This window comes from Mycetocola reblochoni REB411 (assembly GCF_900163835.1).
Lineage (GTDB): Bacteria > Actinomycetota > Actinomycetes > Actinomycetales > Microbacteriaceae > Mycetocola_B > Mycetocola_B reblochoni.
Window position 1 is genome coordinate 128,298 of sequence record NZ_FUKR01000032.1, and the last position, 15,803, is coordinate 144,100.

Below are 15,803 nucleotides of genomic sequence, written 5' to 3' on the forward strand. Positions count from 1 at the left end.
CCGCGCGCACCACCGCACCACCGCACCGCATCGCCCGCGCAGACGCGCACCACACACACGAGGACCCACAGATGAACGCTCTCCTGCCCACCGCTCTCGTCGGCAGTCTCCCCAAGCCGTCCTGGCTGTCCGAGCCGGAGAAGCTCTGGTCGCCGTGGAAGCTCTCCGGTGACGAGCTCGCCGAGGGCCGCCTCGATGCGCTGGCTCTCGCCGCCGACGAGCAGCGCCGTGCGGGGCTCGACATCATCAGCGACGGCGAGCAGACCCGGCAGCACTTCGTCACCACCTTCATCGAGCACCTCAGCGGCGTCGACTTCGACCGGCGCGAGACGGTGCGGATCCGCAACCGCTACGACGCGAGCGTGCCCACGGTGGTCGGCGCGGTCAGCCGCGAGCACCCGGTCTTCGCCGAGGACGCCGCCCGGCTGAGGGCGCTCACCTCCCAGCCGATCAAGTGGGCCCTTCCCGGCCCGATGACGATGATCGACACCCTTTACGACGACCACTACCGCAGCCGTGAGCAGCTGGCGTGGGAGTTCGCCACGATCCTCAACCAGGAGGCGAAGGAGCTCGAGGCCGCGGGCGTCGACATCATCCAGTTCGACGAGCCGGCGTTCAACGTGTTCTTCGACGAGCTGAAGGACTGGGGCGTCGCGGCGCTGGAGCGGGCGACCGAGGGCCTGCGCTGCGAGACGGCCGTGCACATCTGTTACGGCTACGGCATCAAGGCCAACACCGACTGGAAGGCGACCCTCGGGGCCGAGTGGCGCCAGTACGAGGAGTCGTTCCCCCTGCTGCAGCGTTCCACGCTCGACATCGTGTCGCTGGAGAGCCACAACTCGCGTGTCCCCGTGGAGGTCGTCGAGCTGCTGCGCGGGAAGAAGGTCATGCTCGGCGCGATCGACGTCGCCAGCTCTGACATCGAGTCACCGGAGGACGTCGCCGCGACGCTGCGCAGTGCCCTGCCCTACGTCGACGCGGACAAGCTGATCCCGAGCACGAACTGCGGCATGGCCCCGCTCTCCCGTGCTGTCGCCAGGGACAAGATGGTCGCGCTCGTGCAGGGCGCTCAGCTGCTCCGCGACGAGCTGTCCGCAGGATCGCCGGGCGCCTAGCCGACGGGCTCAGCGTTCGCGGTCGCCGTCCAGCAGGGCGTCCTCGATGTCCGCGTCGCTGCGGGGGCCGCGCTCGCGCTTCTCCCTGCGCTGCCTGGCCCGCTCCTGCTCCGCGGGGTCGTCCTCGTTGAGCGTGCGGTACTCCTGCCTGGCGGCATAGGCGAGGCCGCCGAAGCCGAGCAGGGCGAAGATGTACCACTGCACGGCGTAGGACAGGTGCGGCCCCTCGTCGAGGACGGGCTCGAGGTTCAGCGCGGGCTGGACGCCGCCGGGGGCGGGTGTCTCGGAGACGAGGAGACCGTACGCGGCGGTGTAGCCGTCGTGGCCCAGCTCATCGAGGATCGCCGGGACCTCGATCGTCGCGACCTGGCCCTCCGGCGCCGTCCGCCCGGCGAGCGCCGGCTCGGCCGCCTTCAGCCGGGCGACCACGGTGATCTCACCGCCGGGGGCCTCCGGAACCACGTCGGGCGTGTCCTGAAGGTTGCCGATGGTGAGCCATCCCCTGTCCACGAGGAACACCGCGCCGCCGGTCGTCTGGAACGGCACGAGCACCTCGAACCCCGGTGTTCCGCTGCGCGGCCGGTTGCGCACGAGCATCTGCTCGTCGACGAGATACTCGCCCGTCACCTCTACGGGCAGCCACTTGTCGTCGGGGGAGAAGCTGTCGGCGTCCGGCATGGCGTCGGCGAGCGGGACGGGGGTCGCGTCGTAATTGCCGAGGATGCGGTCGATCTCGATCCGCGCCTCCGCTCTGCGGGCGAACTGCCAGTTGCCGAGGAGGCAGCACACGATGGCGAACACCATCGCGAGCGCCAGGTAGCCGCCCCAGCGCGCGGAGAGGAGGAACCTCCAACCGATCATCGCGATTCCTCTTCCGTCGTCGTTGCCCCGTCGTCGCCCGCGCGAACCCCGTCGGGGATGCGCTCGTGCCGCACAGGGAAGCCGCGGGAGCGCAGGAAGCCGTCCAGGTACTCCAGGTGCTCGTCGCAGGCCAGCCAGGCCTTCGTCCTGTCCTCGCTGTGGATCGCGGGGTTGCGCCAGAGGATCGTGGTCCGCGCCCGCGCGGTGCACCGCGCACGGGAGCAGGTGTACCGCTCGGGGGCCCCGCCGAGCGCGTTGAGCAGGCTCACGATCGACCCCGCTCGCCGGGGGTGCCGTGCGGACCGTCACCGGACGACGCGCCGTCGTCAGGGGAGGGAGCCTGGCCTGCGGGGTCGGCGGCAGCCCCGTCCGAGCCCGGCCCGTCATCGCCGAGCCCGGTTTCAGCGCCAGCGCCGGCGCCGGCACGGACGATGCTGCCCGGCGTGTCGACCTCGGAGCCGACGGGGGAGGCTGTCGCGTTGGCGAGCATCACGGCGATGTAGGGAAGGAAGACCGCACCGGCCACACAGATCCACACCCACCATCCGCGCACGAAGAGCAGGGCGAACAGGCACACGAGCCTGATCGCCATCATGATGGAGTAGGTTCGCATCCTGGCCCTGCGGTCGTCGCTCGGCGACGCGGGCAGCGATGTGATCGATGGGCGTTTCATTCCATGACCAGCCTACGTCCATCCGACACGATGGACGGGATGCGCGCCCGCCATTGCCCACCCGAGAGAAGAGGACCATGACCACCACGACGCCCCGAACCGTTCTCGTCACCGGCGGAAACCGCGGCATCGGCTACGCCATCGCCGAGGAGTTCATCCGCGAGGGGCACCGGGTCGCCGTGACGGCCAGGAGCGGGGAAGGCCCCGCCGGTTCGCTCACCGTCGCCGCCGACGTCACCGACAGCGCGAGCGTGGACGCGGCGTTCACCCGCATCGAGGCCGAACTCGGACCGGTCGAGGTCCTCGTCGCCAACGCGGGCATCACCAGGGACACCCTGCTCATGCGGATGAGCGACGAGGACTTCACCGACGTCGTGGACACCAACCTCGGCGGCGCCTTCCGCGTCGTCAAGCGCGCCGCGACCGGGATGATCCGCAAGCGCTTCGGCCGCATCGTGCTGATCTCCTCCGTCGTCGGCCTGTACGGCTCGCCCGGACAGGTCAACTACGCCGCCTCGAAGGCGGGCCTGGTCGGGATGGCGCGCTCGCTGACCCGTGAGCTCGGTGCACGGGGGATCACGGCGAACGTCGTCGCCCCCGGCTTCATCCAGACGGACATGACCGACGCGCTGCCCGAGGACACCCAGAAGCAGTACCTCAGCACGATCCCCGCCGCGCGCTTCGCCACGCCGGACGAGGTCGCGCGCGTGGTCCGCTGGGTCGCAGGCGACGAGGCCGGCTACATCTCCGGCGCCGTGATCCCTGTCGACGGCGGTCTCGGCATGGGGCACTAAGGGATCCCCCGCGAGGGGCGCCCCGATGCGGGGCTACCCGCCCCCGCTGAGGGCCGGGGCGGGCGATGCCCGGCGACGGTGGTGACTCTCCGGCTCAGATCCCCAGCACGGAGATCAGCTGGGCCAGGTCGACGCGCCCCGCGACGATGCCCGCGCGCCGGCGCACGGCCGGCTTCGCGTTAAAGGCCACGGAGAGCCCGGCCACGGCCATCATCTCCAGGTCATTGGCGCCGTCGCCGACCGCCACAGCCCTCACCGGGGGCAGCCCGTATCGCGCAGTCCACTCGATCAGCGTCTCCGCCTTCGCCGCCGCATCGATGACCGGCCCGGTGACACGTCCGGTCAGCCGCCCGCCCTCGACCTCGAGCCGGTTCGCCCTGACGACGTCGACCCCCAGGCCGTCAGCGATCGGGTCGAGCACCTCGTGGAAGCCCCCCGACACGACACCGACACGACCGCCGGCATCGTGCACCGCCGCAATGAGCTCATGCGCACCGGGGTTCGGCTCGACCCGAGCGATCGTGCGGGCGAAGACACCCTCGTCGAGTCCGGCGAGTGTCGCCACCCGCTCGCGGAGGCTCGCGGCGAAGTCCAGTTCCCCCCGCATCGCCCGCGTCGTCACCTCCGCGACCCTGTCCCTGGTCCCCGCCTCCTCCGCGAGCTCCTCGATCGCCTCCGAGGCCAACAGCGTCGAGTCGGCGTCGAGGACGACGAGGAAGCGGGCCGGGGCTGACGGGGGAGTGGTCATCGGGGGAGTCCTCTCGATCGAATGGTCACGCGACCGCACGACGGGCAGCCGGGCGCACGCGACCAGCTCGACAATAGCGCGCACGGAAACCGTCCCGACCGATCGCGTCCGATGGCGCCGACGCTCCGCACAGCAGCAGCGTCCGGCCGCCGGGGATCGCTAGGCTAGAGACCATGGCGAATGTTCTGCAGCTGCGTGACGTGTCCGTCGTCCGATCCGGGACGACCATCCTCGACGACGTGAGCTGGAGCGTGGCGGACGGGGAACGCTGGGTGATCCTCGGGCGAAACGGTGCGGGCAAGTCCACGCTGCTGCAGGTCGCCAGCACTCAGCTGCACGCCAGCTCCGGCCGAGTCGACGTGCTCGGCGAGACGATCGGCCAGTCCGACGTGTTCGAGCTGCGGCCCCGCATCGGCTTCGCCACCTCCACGCTGGCCCGGCGGCTCCCGCAGAACGAGACGGTCCTCAACGCGGTCGTCACGGCGGCGTTCGCCGTCACCGGCCGCTGGAACGAGGACTACGAGGAGCTCGACATCCGCCGCGCGCGTCGGGTCCTGGCCGAGTGGGGCCTGACCGATCTCGCCGACCGCAACTTCGGCACCCTCAGCGACGGCGAGCAGAAGCGCGTCCAGATCGCCCGCTCCGTGATGACCGACCCCGAGCTGTTGCTGCTCGACGAGCCGGCCGCGAGCCTCGACCTCGGCGCGAGGGAGGAGCTGATCGGCCTGCTCGGCGGCTACGCCAGCTCCGCCGCGGCGCCGGCGATCGTCATGGTCACGCACCACGTCGAGGAGATCCCCGTCGGCTTCACCCACGGCCTGCTCATCGCCGACGGCAGGATCGTCTCCGCCGGCCCCCTCGACGAGGCCATCACCGAGGCGAGCCTCGAGTCGACGTTCGGGCTCCCCGTCGAGCTGTCCGTCTCCGACGGCCGTTTCGCCGCGCGCGCCCGCCGAGCATGACGCCCTCACGTCTGCTAAAGTAGCTCAGTGGCCTGGTGCCGCGATTCTTTCTGGCCGTTCAGGTGCAGACGTCTCTATCCCCGATGATCAACAAGGAAGTCCCTATGAAGACCGCCATCCACCCCGAGTACGCCCCGGTTGTGTTCCGTGACCTCGCCTCGGGCTCGACGTTCCTGACCCGTTCGACCGTGTCAAGCGACAAGACGATCGAGTGGGAAGACGGCAACAGCTACCCCGTGATCGACGTCGAGATCTCCTCGGAGTCGCACCCGTTCTACACCGGCAAGCAGCGCATCCTCGACTCGGCCGGCCGCGTCGAGAAGTTCAACCAGCGCTTCAAGAACTTCGGCAAGTAGCCACCATCGTCGCTCAGCGAGCGGCGGCAGACGGCGGGGCGGTCACCATCGGGTGACCGCCCCGCCGTCGTTGTGCGATGGGATGTCGCCCACCGGGAACCGAGGGCCGGCGCCACCACCGGGACCTGCGTGCCGTTGGAGTCCGCGTGCACACCCGACAACGTGTCCGGGAAGGGACACCACACACGGGTTCACAACACACGGGGTCACAACCCGCGGATCCCGGATGGGCGCGGCGCGGCGGTGCGACGTCCTCGACGCCGGGCCCCGTCGGGGCCGTCAGCCGCGGACGGGCCAGCCGGTCGACGCGGTGAACGTGGGGTCGCGCGTGCGACGCACGAAGTCCTGGTAACGCTCCGACTGCTCACGGAACCACGTCTGCTGGGCGAGGTGAAGCTCCGGCGCCGGCAACTCGAGTGCGTCGTGATGCGCCCGAGCGATGGCCTGAGCGACCCTCCCCGCGGCGATCGCGTCGGCACCGGCGTCGTGAGCGTCGTGAAGCTCCACGCCGTAGCACTGCGCGGCGGCCTCGAGGGTGCGCTTGCCCTTGCGATAGCGGTCGACCTGCTTGTCGATCACGAGGGGGTCGACGACGGGATGCGCGGTGACCGCCGGAACGCCGTACCTGTCGGTCTCCGCGGCGAGCAGGCTGAAATCGTAGGGCGCGTTGTACGCCACGACCGCCAGTCCGCGAGAGAAGAGCTCACCGAGCGCACCGGCGATCTCGGCGACGACCTCGGCGGCGGGACGCCCCTCCGCCCTGGCACGTTCCGTACTGATCCCGTGCACGGCGCTGGCCTGCTCGGGGATCTCGACCCCAGGGTCGGCGAGCCAGCTGCGGGACTCGACCGTCCGTCCGTCGGGACCGATGACGCCGACGAAGGCGCTGACGATGCGGGAGCTTCGGACGTCGATGCCCGTGGTCTCGAGGTCGAAGACGCCCAGGGTGCTCGCCCAGGCCGGCAGGCTGTCGCTGTTGTTCACGGCATCCACTCTACGGGCCGCGGCCGACAGCCGACATCGCGCTCCGTGACGCGCACCGCCGCACGCGCCGCGGGGAAGCGGCCGCCCCGTCGCGCCTCGGCGGGTCGCGCGGCGACGTCCCCTACGATGAGCCGATGAGCTCGTCCACGCCCCCAGCCCCCGTCCGTCGCCTCTGGGACGTCGACGGCGAGGCGTTCCCTGCGTGGCACTACGGCGATCCGGAGGGCCGTGCGCTGATCCTCGTCCACGGCTTCCGCGGCGACCACCACGGTTTGGAGCTCATCGCCGAGCAGCTCGGCGGCAGGAACGTGATCGTGCCGGACCTTCCCGGATTCGGCGAGGCGCCGCCGCTGCACCGTGAGCACAGCGTCGAGGCCTACGCGGAGTGGCTGGTCGGCTTCCACGCCGCCGTCGATCCGGAGGGCGACTCCGACGTCCTCGGCCACTCCTTCGGATCGATCATCGTGTCGGCGGCCATCGCGAAAGGACTCGCCCCCCGGCGAACCGTGCTGGTGAACCCGATCGCCTCGCCGGCGCTGTCCGGGCCGCGATCCGTGCTCACGGCCCTCGCCGTCGCCTACTACCGCGTCGGCGCGGCCCTGCCCGCACGCGCAGGCAACGCCATCCTGAGCAGCCCGATCATCGTCCGCGTCATGAGCGAGGTCATGGCGAAGACCCCCGACCGGGAGCTGCGCCGCTGGATCAACGAGCAGCACGCCGCCCACTTCAGCGCCTTCGCCACCAGGGACGTCGTCCTCGAGGCGTTTAGGGCGAGCGTGTCGCGGACCTGCCTCGACGACGCCACGGCCAACCACACGCCGACCCTGCTCATCGCCGCGGAAAAGGACGACATCTCCACCGTCGAGGACCAGCGGGTCCTGCAGCGGAGCATCCCCGACGCGCGGCTCGAGGTCATCCCCGGCGTCGGGCACCTCATCCACTACGAGGCCCCGACGACGGCCGCGGCGCTGATCGAGGCGTTCCTCTCCTCACCGCTCTGAACCGGTCGGGACGCCGCGACACGGCGGGGGCGAGACGTCGCACGCGCGGGCAGGACGGGTGCACCGCGAGAAGGGCCGCGGCGACCGGTGCAGCGATCAACGGAACGCGTCCCGTGCGGCCAGAGAAACGGCGACCGGCCTGTCAGACCCTGGGCTCGGCCAGCGGAGCCCGGTCGGTCTCACGCCAGGGCGCACCGGCGGCCGAGACCAGCTGCGGTCCCCGCTCGTCCCAGGACAGCTCGTAGGCCGAACCGTTCGGGATGAGCCGGCCGTCCCAAACGGACTCGTCCCTGCTCAGATGACGCACGAGCGACCCGATGAGACCCCCGTGGGTGACGACGAGGACCCGGCTCGCGGGGAAGTCGGCCGCCAGCGCGCCGAGGGCGTCGAGGGTGCGCTCCACGACGGCCTCCCTGCTCTCCAGACCCGGCACCGCCTCATCGGCCTCGAAGCGCGCACGACGTTCCTCGACGGTGAGTCCCTCCAGCTCGCCGTGGGCGCGCTCACGGAGTCCCGGCACGGCCACCGGCCCGTCAATGCCGAGACGCTCGGCCATGATGCTCGCGGTCTCGTCCGCGCGGGACAGCCCGGACGACACCACGGCGTGCCACTCCGAGCCGGCGAGCGCCTCCGCGGCGCGGACCGCCTGCGCGCGACCGGTGTCGTTGAGCGGGATGTCGGTCTGGCCCTGGATGCGCCCCTGCCTGTTCCACTCGGTCTCACCGTGACGGACGAGGGTGAAGCTGGTCATGCGGTGTCCTTCCCGGTCACCGCCGTGGTGCCGTGGTCATCGAGGATCGAGCGCCGCGAGGGTCTCCGCTGCGCCGCCCTCGATTCTAACGTCGGCCTTCGCGTCGCCCTTGGTCGCCCCGCGGTTGACGATGACGACGGGAACCCGCCGCCGCCTGGCGCGGTCGAGCAGTCGCACGGCGGAGTTCACGGCCAGGGAGCTGCCGACGATGAGGAGCGCGTCGGCCGCGTGCACGATGTCGCTGGCGAGCGCGAAACGGTCGACGGGGACGTACTCGCCGAAGAACACGACGTCGGGCTTGAGAATGCCCCCGCACACGGTGCAGGACGGCACGACCATCCCCGACACGTCGCCGACCTCCGCGTCGCCGTCGGGGTGGAGCTCGCCGTCGCCCCCCGGCAGCCACGGGTTGTCCTGGAGGAGACGACCGGCGATGTCCTCGCGCGCGAACATCTGCCCGCACGCCGTGCAGACGACCTGCGACATGGTGCCGTGCAGCTCGACGAGCCTGCTCGACCCGGCCGCCGCGTGCAGCCCGTCCACGTTCTGGGTGACGACCCCGCTGAGCAGACCGTCCCGCTCCCAGTCGGCGAGCAGGGTGTGGGTCGGGTTCGGACGCGCCGCCCGGAATCGCCGCCAGCCCTGGTGGCTCCCCGCCCAGTACCGCCTCCTGGCGTCGGCCGAGGCCATGAACTGCTGGAACGTCATCGGGTTGCGCGGCTCGGACCCCTCGCCCCGGTAGTCGGGGATGCCGGAGTCGGTGCTGACCCCCGCCCCGGTGATCACGGCGATGCGCCGACCGTGCAGCAGGCCCCTCGCGGCGTCGACCGCGGTCGCCCCGTCCAGGAGTGACGTCGCACGTCCCATCGCTGTCCCTCCGCTTCCTGCCACGATCATAAACGCGGACGGTTTCTGATTTGTTTCCCATGCTGGGAGACTTGAGCGGCAGACCGGCAGGAGAACCCGTGAACATCATCCCCGCCGCGGAGGCGCCCCCCGAGGCCCTCCTCGACTACACCTCACTCACCGACGTGGCGTTGCGCAAGGCGCTCGAGCCGGAGGGAGGGCTCTACATCGCCGAGTCGGCGAAGGTCATCGACCGCGCCATCTCCGCCGGCCACCGGCCCCGCTCTGTCCTGGCCAGGGAGCGCTGGCTCCCGCAGATCGAGAGGGCGCTCGCGGCGAGCCCCGACGTCCCGGTCTACGTCGGCGACGACGACTTCCTCGAGTCGTTGACCGGCTTCCACCTGCACAGGGGCGCACTGGCCGCGATGCACCGCCCCGAGCTGGCCGACCCGGCCGACCTTCTCCGCGACGCCCGACGCGTCGTCGTCATCGAGGACGTCGTCGACCACACCAACGTCGGTGCGATCTTCCGCGCGGCGGCAGGGATCGGCGCGGATGCCGTCCTCGTGACGCCGCGCTGCGCCGACCCGCTCTACCGGCGCAGCGTCCGCGTCAGCATGGGGACCGTGCTCCAGGTGCCCTGGACGCGCCTGCCCGAGTGGCCGGAGGCGGAGGCGATCCTGCACGACGCGGGCTTCCACATCATGGCTCTCGCTCTCGACGAGCGGGCGGTCACACTGGACGAGGCCGCGGCGAACGCTCCGGAGCGGATCGCGCTCGTCCTCGGCTCGGAGGGCGACGGTCTGAGCAGGCGAGCCCTGGCCAGCGCCGACAGCACCGTGATGATCCCCATGCTGCACGGCGTCGACTCGCTCAACGTGGCCGCGGCGAGCGCTGTCGCGCTCTGGGCGCTGAGACCGCGCGACGGCGAGCAGGACGGGCGTGACCGATGAGCGCCACCGACCGCCGCGCGACCGGGACACGCCGACGCCGGACGATCAGCGCCGTCGCCGGGGCGCTCGCGACCGTTCTGGTCCTCGGCGGGGCCGGCTACTACGGCTACACCGCGCTGACCGCACCCCTGCCCGCGGCGTCGGCGTCGATCGCCCTCCCCTCGACGACGACGTCCGCGGCCTCCGCGCTGCCGGACACCGACTGGCCGGACACCGGCGCCGGCGCCATCAGCATCCTGTCGCGCTCGGAGCCGCTGTCGGAGTTCGGTGACGCGTCCCCGCGTCCGATCGCGAGCATCACGAAGGTCATCACTGCCCTGGTCATCCTCGACAAGCACCCGCTGGCCGCGGACGAGGACGGTCCGGACATCGCGATCACCGCCGACGACGCGGCGCTCTTCTGGGACGTGCTCGCGGCGGACGGCACCTCAGCGCCGGTGTATCCGGGCACGAGCCTGACCCAGCGGCAGGTGCTCGAGGCGATCATGCTTCCCTCGGCCAACAACTACGCCATCTCCCTGTCGCGGTGGGCGTTCGGGTCTGACGACGCCTTCCTGGAGGCCGCCCGGAGCTGGCTGGAGGAGCACGGCATGGACGACACCGTCGTCACCGACGCGAGCGGGCTCGACGCGGGAAGCGTCTCGACCCCCCGTGACCTGCTCACCCTCGCCGGGCTGGCCATGCAGAACACCGCGTTGTCCGCGATCGCGTCCCAGACGAGCGCGGAGCTGCCGATGATCGGCACGATCGAGAACTCGAACGAGCTGCTCGGCGTCTCCGGCGTCACCGGGATCAAGACCGGCACCTCGAACGCCGCGGGCGCCGGGCTGCTGTTCTCGGCGGAGGTCGACGTCGACGGTCGGGACGTCACGCTTGTCGGTGCCGTCCTCGGCCAGGACACCCCCTCCGCGCGGTCGGAGGCCGTCAGGACGGCGATCGAGTCGACCACCGGCTCGCTGCATGCGGAGACGCTCATCCCCGCGGGCACCGCGGTGGGCGAGTACCGCAGCGCGTGGGGCGACAGGGCGAGCCTGTACATCACGGCGGACCTCGTCGAGGTGCTCTGGCGCGACGAGCAGCCGACGATCACGGTCGACGCGGAGCCGGTCAGCACGGCCGATAGCGGCGACGAGGTCGGCACGCTCGTCTCCACCGTGCCCGGGCATCGCACCTCCGTGCCCGTCGCGGTCAGGGGTGGGCTGAACGAGCCGTCCCCGTGGTGGCGGCTGGCGAACCCGAACCTCGGCTAGGCGGCCCTGCCCGCATCACTCGGTCGGCGGCGCCGACTCGTCCCGCGCCCTGGCCGCGAAGGCGGAGGGGTTCGGGCGCTTCGCGGTGATGTGGTCCCCGGAGGACTGGTGCCTGATCCGCCGCACGACCCACGGCACGAGGTACTCGCGCGCCCAGCTCAGGTCGTCGCTCCTCGCCTGCCGCCAGCTGGAGGCGGGCAGCGGCTCCGGTTCGAGCGGGGTGAGGTCGTGGGGCACGTTCAGCGCCTCCAGGACCATCATGGCCACGGTGTGGTGGCCGAGGAGATTCATGTGCAGCCGGTCGATCGACCAGTACCGCTGGTCCTGGAGTTCACGCAGGGCCCACATGTCGGCGACGATGCAGTCGTACTTCTGGGCGATGGCGCGGACGTTCTCGTTGTAGATGGCGACCTTGCCGCGGATGGCCCTGAACACCGGGGAGAACCCGACGTCCACGCCGGTGAAGACGACGAGCGTGGCGCCCTCGCTCCGCAGCCGGCGGACGCTCGCCTCGAACAGCTCGGCGATGGCGTCCGGGTCCGAGCCCGGCCGGAGGACGTCGTTCCCTCCGGCGCTGAAGGTGATCAGGTCGGGGCGGAGCTCGAGGGCCGGCTCGATCTGCGCGCTCGCGATCTGGGCGATGAGCTTGCCCCTGACCGCGAGGTTGGCGTAGGCGAAGTCGTCGCCGCCGCGGCTCAGCTGCTCGGCGACACGGTCGGCCCAGCCCCGGTTGCCCCCGGGGGCGTCGGGCTCGGGGTCGCCGATCCCCTCCGTGAACGAGTCGCCGATGGCGACGTACCGGGACCAGGGATGCTGCGTCTGGCTCATGTGCTCCTCCGCGATCGTGCTGCTGCGCGGCCGCAGGATCCGTGCGGCCGGGCACCACGACACTACCCGCTCCGACACGCGGGGGACACTCCGCGGACGCGCGGCCGGCGGGGGTGACGTCGGCGGCGGCGGGTAAACTCTCGCCAAGTGAACGACGATCATGCTGACGGACGACTCGACGCGGTGACCGACGCGCCGACGGGCGGTGAGTACCGCTCGGGGCTGGGGACCTCTGCCGCGGAGCACCTGTCTCCCGCGTTCCCCGAGCGCGCCGCCTGGGGCACCGCGCAGAAGCTCCGCGCCTGGCAGGCGGAGGCCATCGAGCAGTACCTCCGCGACGAGCCGCGCGACTTCCTTGCCGCCGCCACGCCCGGCGCGGGCAAGACGACCTTCGCCCTCCGTCTGGCCGCCGAACTCATGTCCCGCCGGGTCGTCGACCGGATCACCGTCGTCGCCCCGACCGAGCACCTCAAACGCCAGTGGGCGGAGGCGGCACACCGCGCCGGCATCCGGCTCGACCCCAACTTCAGCAACCGCGACCGCCGCTACGGATCGCACTACCACGGCGTCGCGGTGACCTACGCCCAGGTCGCTGTGAAGGCCGAGCTGCATCGGGACATCACCGAGTCCGGCCGGTCGCTGGTCATCCTCGACGAGGTCCACCACGGCGGGGACGCGCTCAGTTGGGGCGACGCCATCCGTGAGGCCTTCGACAGGGCGACCCGCCGACTGCTGCTGTCGGGGACGCCGTTCCGCTCGGACACCGCGCCGATCCCCTTCGTCAGCTACGCCCCGGACGCCGAGGGCATCAGGACGAGCATCACGGACTACAACTACGGGTATGGTCGCGCGCTCGTGGACGGCGTCGTCCGCCCGGTCCTCTTCATGGTGTACGCCGGGCACATGCGCTGGCGCACGACGACCGGCGACGAGATGGAGGCCCGGCTCGGCGAGGGCAACACGAAGGACATCACTTCTCAGGCCTGGCGCACGGCGCTCGACCCGAACGGTGACTGGATCCCCCAGGTCCTCGGCTCCGCCGACCGGCGCTTGTCCGAGGTGAGGCAGCAGATCCCCGACGCCGGGGGCCTGGTCATCGCCACGGACCAGACCACGGCGAGGGCGTACGCGGCGATCCTCGAGGGGATCACGGGGGAGAAGGCGACCGTGGTGCTCTCCGACGAGAAGGAGTCCTCGAACCGGATCGAGGAGTTCTCCCGGAGCTCCGCGCGGTGGATGGTCGCCGTCCGCATGGTGTCGGAGGGCGTGGACGTGCCCCGTCTCGCTGTCGGCGTGTACGCGACGAACTCGTCGACACCGCTGTTCTTCGCGCAGGCGATCGGCCGCTTCGTGCGTGCCAGGCGCCGGGGCGAGACGGCGAGCGTGTTCCTGCCCGACGTCCCCATCCTCCAGGCGCTGGCCTCGCAGATGGACAAGGAGCGCGAGCACGCCCTCGACAGGATCTCGCAGGGCGACGGCGACCTGTTCACCCCCGAGGACGCGATGATGGCGGAGGCGAACGCCTCCGACCGCGCCTCCGACGCGCTGACGAGTGAGTTCACCTTCGAGGCGATGGGGTCGGACGCGACCTTCGACCGGGTCATCTACGACGGTCAGGAGTTCGGCTCGCTCGCCGAGCCGGAGACCGAGGAGGAGCACGACTTCATCGGGCTGCCGGGGATCCTCGAGCCCGAGCAGGTGCACGAGCTGCTGGTGCAACGGCAGGCCAGGCAGAACCGCAGGATCGAGTCCCGTCCGGCACCGAGCCAGGAGCAGCCCGCCCCGCTGTACCGCACGCTGAAGGAGCAGCGCTCACTGCTGAACTCCCTCGTCGGCCTGTACGCGGCGAACACCAACCAGCAGCACGGGCTCGTCCATGCGGAGCTGCGGCGCGTCTGCGGGGGGCCGGCCGTCGCCCAGGCGAGCGTCACCCAGTTGCAGCAGCGCATCGAGTTCCTGCGGAAGAAGCTCAACGGGCGCTAACCCCGGTCGGCGGCGCTAACCCTGGTCCACGGCGCTAACCCTGGTCCACGGCGCAGGCCGAGGACGTCGCCCACGGACGCAGCACACGCGCGGCCGCGCGACACCACCCCCACACGCAGAAGACCCCCGGCCGGAACGGTGTTCCTGCCGGGGGTCTCGATCATTCGCGTGCGCGAGGGGGGACTTGAACCCCCACGCCCTAATACGGGCACTAGCACCTCAAGCTAGCGCGTCTACCTATTCCGCCACCCGCGCGAGATGATCCTGCTGCTCCCGGTGTCCCGCGAGCCAAGGAAGACACTAGCACGGTTTCGAGGGCCTTCAGAATCGGGCGCGCCCCGGGAGAGTCGGGGTTACGGTGGTGTCATGCTCGAGCACGCCGACGCCCCCGAACCGCTGACCGACGAGCCGGTGGTCCGGCTCGCCAGGGACCTGATCCGCATCGACACGAGCAACTACGGCCAGGATCGGTCGGCGGGGGAGACGGAGGCCGCCGAGCTGCTCGCCGGCCGTCTGCGCGGCATCGGCGCCGCCCCCGAGCTCATCGATGCGGCCCCCGGACGCACGAGCGTCGTCGGCCGGATCGCGGGCGCCGACCGCTCGCTGCCGGCGCTCGTGCTGCATGGGCACACCGACGTCGTCCCCGCGGAGGCGGGGGCATGGAGCGTCGACCCGTTCGGCGGCGTCGTGTCGGACGGGATGCTCTGGGGCAGGGGAGCGGTCGACATGAAGAACGTCGACGCCATGATCGTGACCGCGCTCGAGGAGATCGTCCATTCCGGCGCCCGTCCCGCGAGGGACGTGATCGTCGCCTTCTTCGCCGACGAGGAGAACGGCGGCGTCTACGGCTCCCACCACCTCGTCACCGAACGCCCCGAGCTCTTCGACGGCGCGGGCGAGGCGGTCAGCGAGGTGGGCGGATACTCCATCACGGTCGGCGGCCGCCGCGCGTACCTCATGCAGACGGGCGAGAAGGCCCTGCTCTGGCTGCGCCTGGTCGCCCACGGACCGGCCGGGCACGGCTCGCGCGTCGTGCACGAGAACGCCGTCGTGCGCCTGGCCGAGGCGATCGCCGCGATCGGGCGACAGTCCTGGCCGCTTCGCCTCACCGGGACGACGACGGCGCTGCTCGAGCAGCTCGCGGAGCTGCTCGGGGTCGACCCGCAGCAGGCCGGGCCGGACGAGATCGCCCTCGCCACCGGCAGCGCCTCGGCGTTCATCCAGGCGTCCCTGCGGACGACGGCGAACCCCACCGTGCTGACGGCCGGCTACAAGTCGAACGTGATCCCTGACAGGGCGGAGGCGCTCGTGGACGTGAGGACCCTGCCGGGCGAGGAGGACGCCGTGCTCGCCCTGATCGACGAGCTGGTGGGCGAGCACGTCGACGTCGAGATCCTGCACCGCGACGTCGGGCTGGAGAATCCGCTCGCCGGTCCGCTCGTCGACGCGGTCGACACGGTCATCGCCGCCCACGACCCCGGCGCACGGGTCCTGCCGTACCTGCTCCCCGCGGGGACCGACAACAAGGCGCTCAGCCGGCTCGGCATCGCCGGCTACGGCTTCGCCCCGCTGCGCCTGCCGGCCGAGCTGGATTTCCCCTCCCTCTTCCACGGGGTCGACGAGCGCGTGCCCCTGGACGCACTAGTCTTTGGCAGGCAGGTCCTGAGGGACCTGCTGCTCTCCTACTGACAGCCGCAC

Annotated in this window: 17 protein-coding genes and 1 tRNA gene; 9 read left to right on the top strand and 9 right to left on the bottom strand. The window is 71.3% G+C overall.

Going from position 1 to position 15,803, the window contains the following annotated elements:
• The first annotated feature begins 71 nt into the window (after nucleotides 1-71).
• Nucleotides 72-1,115 carry a methionine synthase gene (locus FM119_RS05530; protein WP_087136684.1) on the top strand — a complete coding sequence of 348 codons (1,044 nt, stop codon included), beginning with the start codon at nucleotides 72-74 and terminating at the stop codon, nucleotides 1,113-1,115.
• Between the two features lie 9 nt (nucleotides 1,116-1,124).
• On the opposite strand, the gene FM119_RS05535 is transcribed toward FM119_RS05530, so the two are convergent.
• From FM119_RS05535 to FM119_RS05545, 3 genes are read right to left on the bottom strand one after another with little or no spacing between them, the layout of a single operon-like run.
• Nucleotides 1,125-1,976, bottom strand: coding sequence for an SURF1 family cytochrome oxidase biogenesis protein (locus tag FM119_RS05535; RefSeq protein ID WP_087136685.1), 852 nt, complete (start codon nucleotides 1,974-1,976; stop codon nucleotides 1,125-1,127).
• The gene (locus tag FM119_RS05540; protein ID WP_245827295.1) at nucleotides 1,973-2,245 is read right to left on the bottom strand and encodes a hypothetical protein; all 273 of its coding nucleotides are present in this window, start codon (nucleotides 2,243-2,245) and stop codon (nucleotides 1,973-1,975) included. Before FM119_RS05540 ends, FM119_RS05535 begins: the two co-directional genes overlap by 4 nt.
• Nucleotides 2,242-2,649, bottom strand: a complete 408-nt coding sequence (locus tag FM119_RS05545) for a DUF3099 domain-containing protein (protein WP_087136686.1) — start codon at nucleotides 2,647-2,649, stop codon at nucleotides 2,242-2,244. Before FM119_RS05545 ends, FM119_RS05540 begins: the two co-directional genes overlap by 4 nt.
• Nucleotides 2,650-2,726: 77 nt before the next feature.
• On the opposite strand from FM119_RS05545, the gene FM119_RS05550 reads away from it, so the two are divergent.
• Nucleotides 2,727-3,443 carry a beta-ketoacyl-ACP reductase gene (locus FM119_RS05550; RefSeq protein WP_087136687.1) on the top strand — a complete coding sequence of 239 codons (717 nt, stop codon included), beginning with the start codon at nucleotides 2,727-2,729 and terminating at the stop codon, nucleotides 3,441-3,443.
• A gap of 94 nt (nucleotides 3,444-3,537) precedes the next feature.
• Here the strand turns inward: FM119_RS05550 and serB are convergent, their stop codons facing one another.
• Nucleotides 3,538-4,191 carry a phosphoserine phosphatase SerB gene (gene serB, locus FM119_RS05555; protein ID WP_087136688.1) on the bottom strand — a complete coding sequence of 218 codons (654 nt, stop codon included), beginning with the start codon at nucleotides 4,189-4,191 and terminating at the stop codon, nucleotides 3,538-3,540.
• A gap of 173 nt (nucleotides 4,192-4,364) precedes the next feature.
• Between serB and FM119_RS05560 the strand changes: the two genes are divergently transcribed.
• Together FM119_RS05560 and FM119_RS05565 are read left to right on the top strand one after the other, a co-directional pair.
• Entirely contained in the window at nucleotides 4,365-5,153 is a 789-nt protein-coding gene (locus FM119_RS05560) for an ABC transporter ATP-binding protein (protein ID WP_087136689.1), read from the top strand.
• 104 nt (nucleotides 5,154-5,257) lie between these two features.
• Nucleotides 5,258-5,509, top strand: a complete 252-nt coding sequence (locus tag FM119_RS05565) for a type B 50S ribosomal protein L31 (protein WP_087136690.1) — start codon at nucleotides 5,258-5,260, stop codon at nucleotides 5,507-5,509.
• A gap of 279 nt (nucleotides 5,510-5,788) precedes the next feature.
• Here the strand turns inward: FM119_RS05565 and FM119_RS05570 are convergent, their stop codons facing one another.
• Nucleotides 5,789-6,493 (bottom strand): exonuclease domain-containing protein, encoded by a 705-nt coding sequence (locus FM119_RS05570; protein ID WP_245827296.1) that lies wholly within the window; start codon nucleotides 6,491-6,493, stop codon nucleotides 5,789-5,791.
• A 134-nt stretch (nucleotides 6,494-6,627) separates the two neighbouring features.
• Between FM119_RS05570 and FM119_RS05575 the strand changes: the two genes are divergently transcribed.
• Complete coding sequence (locus tag FM119_RS05575) at nucleotides 6,628-7,494, top strand: alpha/beta fold hydrolase (RefSeq protein ID WP_087136692.1); 867 nt, start codon at nucleotides 6,628-6,630, stop codon at nucleotides 7,492-7,494.
• Between the two features lie 142 nt (nucleotides 7,495-7,636).
• Here the strand turns inward: FM119_RS05575 and FM119_RS05580 are convergent, their stop codons facing one another.
• Both FM119_RS05580 and FM119_RS05585 read right to left on the bottom strand, forming a co-directional pair.
• The gene (locus tag FM119_RS05580; RefSeq protein ID WP_087136693.1) at nucleotides 7,637-8,245 is read right to left on the bottom strand and encodes a histidine phosphatase family protein; all 609 of its coding nucleotides are present in this window, start codon (nucleotides 8,243-8,245) and stop codon (nucleotides 7,637-7,639) included.
• Nucleotides 8,246-8,281: 36 nt separating this feature from the next.
• Entirely contained in the window at nucleotides 8,282-9,112 is an 831-nt protein-coding gene (locus FM119_RS05585; protein ID WP_087136694.1) for a Sir2 family NAD-dependent protein deacetylase, read from the bottom strand.
• Nucleotides 9,113-9,210: 98 nt separating this feature from the next.
• On the opposite strand from FM119_RS05585, the gene FM119_RS05590 reads away from it, so the two are divergent.
• Both FM119_RS05590 and FM119_RS05595 read left to right on the top strand, forming a co-directional pair.
• Nucleotides 9,211-10,044 carry a TrmH family RNA methyltransferase gene (locus tag FM119_RS05590; protein ID WP_245827298.1) on the top strand — a complete coding sequence of 278 codons (834 nt, stop codon included), beginning with the start codon at nucleotides 9,211-9,213 and terminating at the stop codon, nucleotides 10,042-10,044.
• The gene (locus FM119_RS05595; RefSeq protein WP_087136696.1) at nucleotides 10,041-11,294 is read left to right on the top strand and encodes a D-alanyl-D-alanine carboxypeptidase family protein; all 1,254 of its coding nucleotides are present in this window, start codon (nucleotides 10,041-10,043) and stop codon (nucleotides 11,292-11,294) included. Before FM119_RS05590 ends, FM119_RS05595 begins: the two co-directional genes overlap by 4 nt.
• Nucleotides 11,295-11,309: 15 nt before the next feature.
• Here the strand turns inward: FM119_RS05595 and FM119_RS05600 are convergent, their stop codons facing one another.
• A complete protein-coding gene (locus FM119_RS05600; protein ID WP_087136697.1) occupies nucleotides 11,310-12,122 on the bottom strand; it encodes an SGNH/GDSL hydrolase family protein in 813 nt (270 codons plus the stop codon).
• 222 nt (nucleotides 12,123-12,344) lie between these two features.
• On the opposite strand from FM119_RS05600, the gene FM119_RS05605 reads away from it, so the two are divergent.
• A complete protein-coding gene (locus tag FM119_RS05605; protein WP_087136762.1) occupies nucleotides 12,345-14,105 on the top strand; it encodes a DEAD/DEAH box helicase in 1,761 nt (586 codons plus the stop codon).
• Between the two features lie 169 nt (nucleotides 14,106-14,274).
• On the opposite strand, the gene FM119_RS05610 is transcribed toward FM119_RS05605, so the two are convergent.
• Nucleotides 14,275-14,360: transfer RNA gene (locus tag FM119_RS05610), tRNA-Leu, on the bottom strand.
• Between the two features lie 111 nt (nucleotides 14,361-14,471).
• Here FM119_RS05610 and FM119_RS05615 point away from each other — a divergent pair.
• Nucleotides 14,472-15,794, top strand: a complete 1,323-nt coding sequence (locus FM119_RS05615; protein ID WP_087136698.1) for a M20/M25/M40 family metallo-hydrolase — start codon at nucleotides 14,472-14,474, stop codon at nucleotides 15,792-15,794.
• Nucleotides 15,795-15,803: the final 9 nt, after the last annotated feature.

Coding starts and splice junctions, on each gene's coding strand:
- FM119_RS05530 (WP_087136684.1), top strand. CDS start 72: ATGAACGCTCTCCTGCCCACCGCTCTCGTCGGCAGTCTCCCCAAGCCG.
- FM119_RS05535 (WP_087136685.1), bottom strand. CDS start 1,976: ATGATCGGTTGGAGGTTCCTCCTCTCCGCGCGCTGGGGCGGCTACCTG.
- FM119_RS05545 (WP_087136686.1), bottom strand. CDS start 2,649: ATGAAACGCCCATCGATCACATCGCTGCCCGCGTCGCCGAGCGACGAC.
- FM119_RS05550 (WP_087136687.1), top strand. CDS start 2,727: ATGACCACCACGACGCCCCGAACCGTTCTCGTCACCGGCGGAAACCGC.
- serB (WP_087136688.1), bottom strand. CDS start 4,191: ATGACCACTCCCCCGTCAGCCCCGGCCCGCTTCCTCGTCGTCCTCGAC.
- FM119_RS05560 (WP_087136689.1), top strand. CDS start 4,365: ATGGCGAATGTTCTGCAGCTGCGTGACGTGTCCGTCGTCCGATCCGGG.
- FM119_RS05565 (WP_087136690.1), top strand. CDS start 5,258: ATGAAGACCGCCATCCACCCCGAGTACGCCCCGGTTGTGTTCCGTGAC.
- FM119_RS05575 (WP_087136692.1), top strand. CDS start 6,628: ATGAGCTCGTCCACGCCCCCAGCCCCCGTCCGTCGCCTCTGGGACGTC.
- FM119_RS05580 (WP_087136693.1), bottom strand. CDS start 8,245: ATGACCAGCTTCACCCTCGTCCGTCACGGTGAGACCGAGTGGAACAGG.
- FM119_RS05585 (WP_087136694.1), bottom strand. CDS start 9,112: ATGGGACGTGCGACGTCACTCCTGGACGGGGCGACCGCGGTCGACGCC.
- FM119_RS05595 (WP_087136696.1), top strand. CDS start 10,041: ATGAGCGCCACCGACCGCCGCGCGACCGGGACACGCCGACGCCGGACG.
- FM119_RS05600 (WP_087136697.1), bottom strand. CDS start 12,122: ATGAGCCAGACGCAGCATCCCTGGTCCCGGTACGTCGCCATCGGCGAC.
- FM119_RS05615 (WP_087136698.1), top strand. CDS start 14,472: ATGCTCGAGCACGCCGACGCCCCCGAACCGCTGACCGACGAGCCGGTG.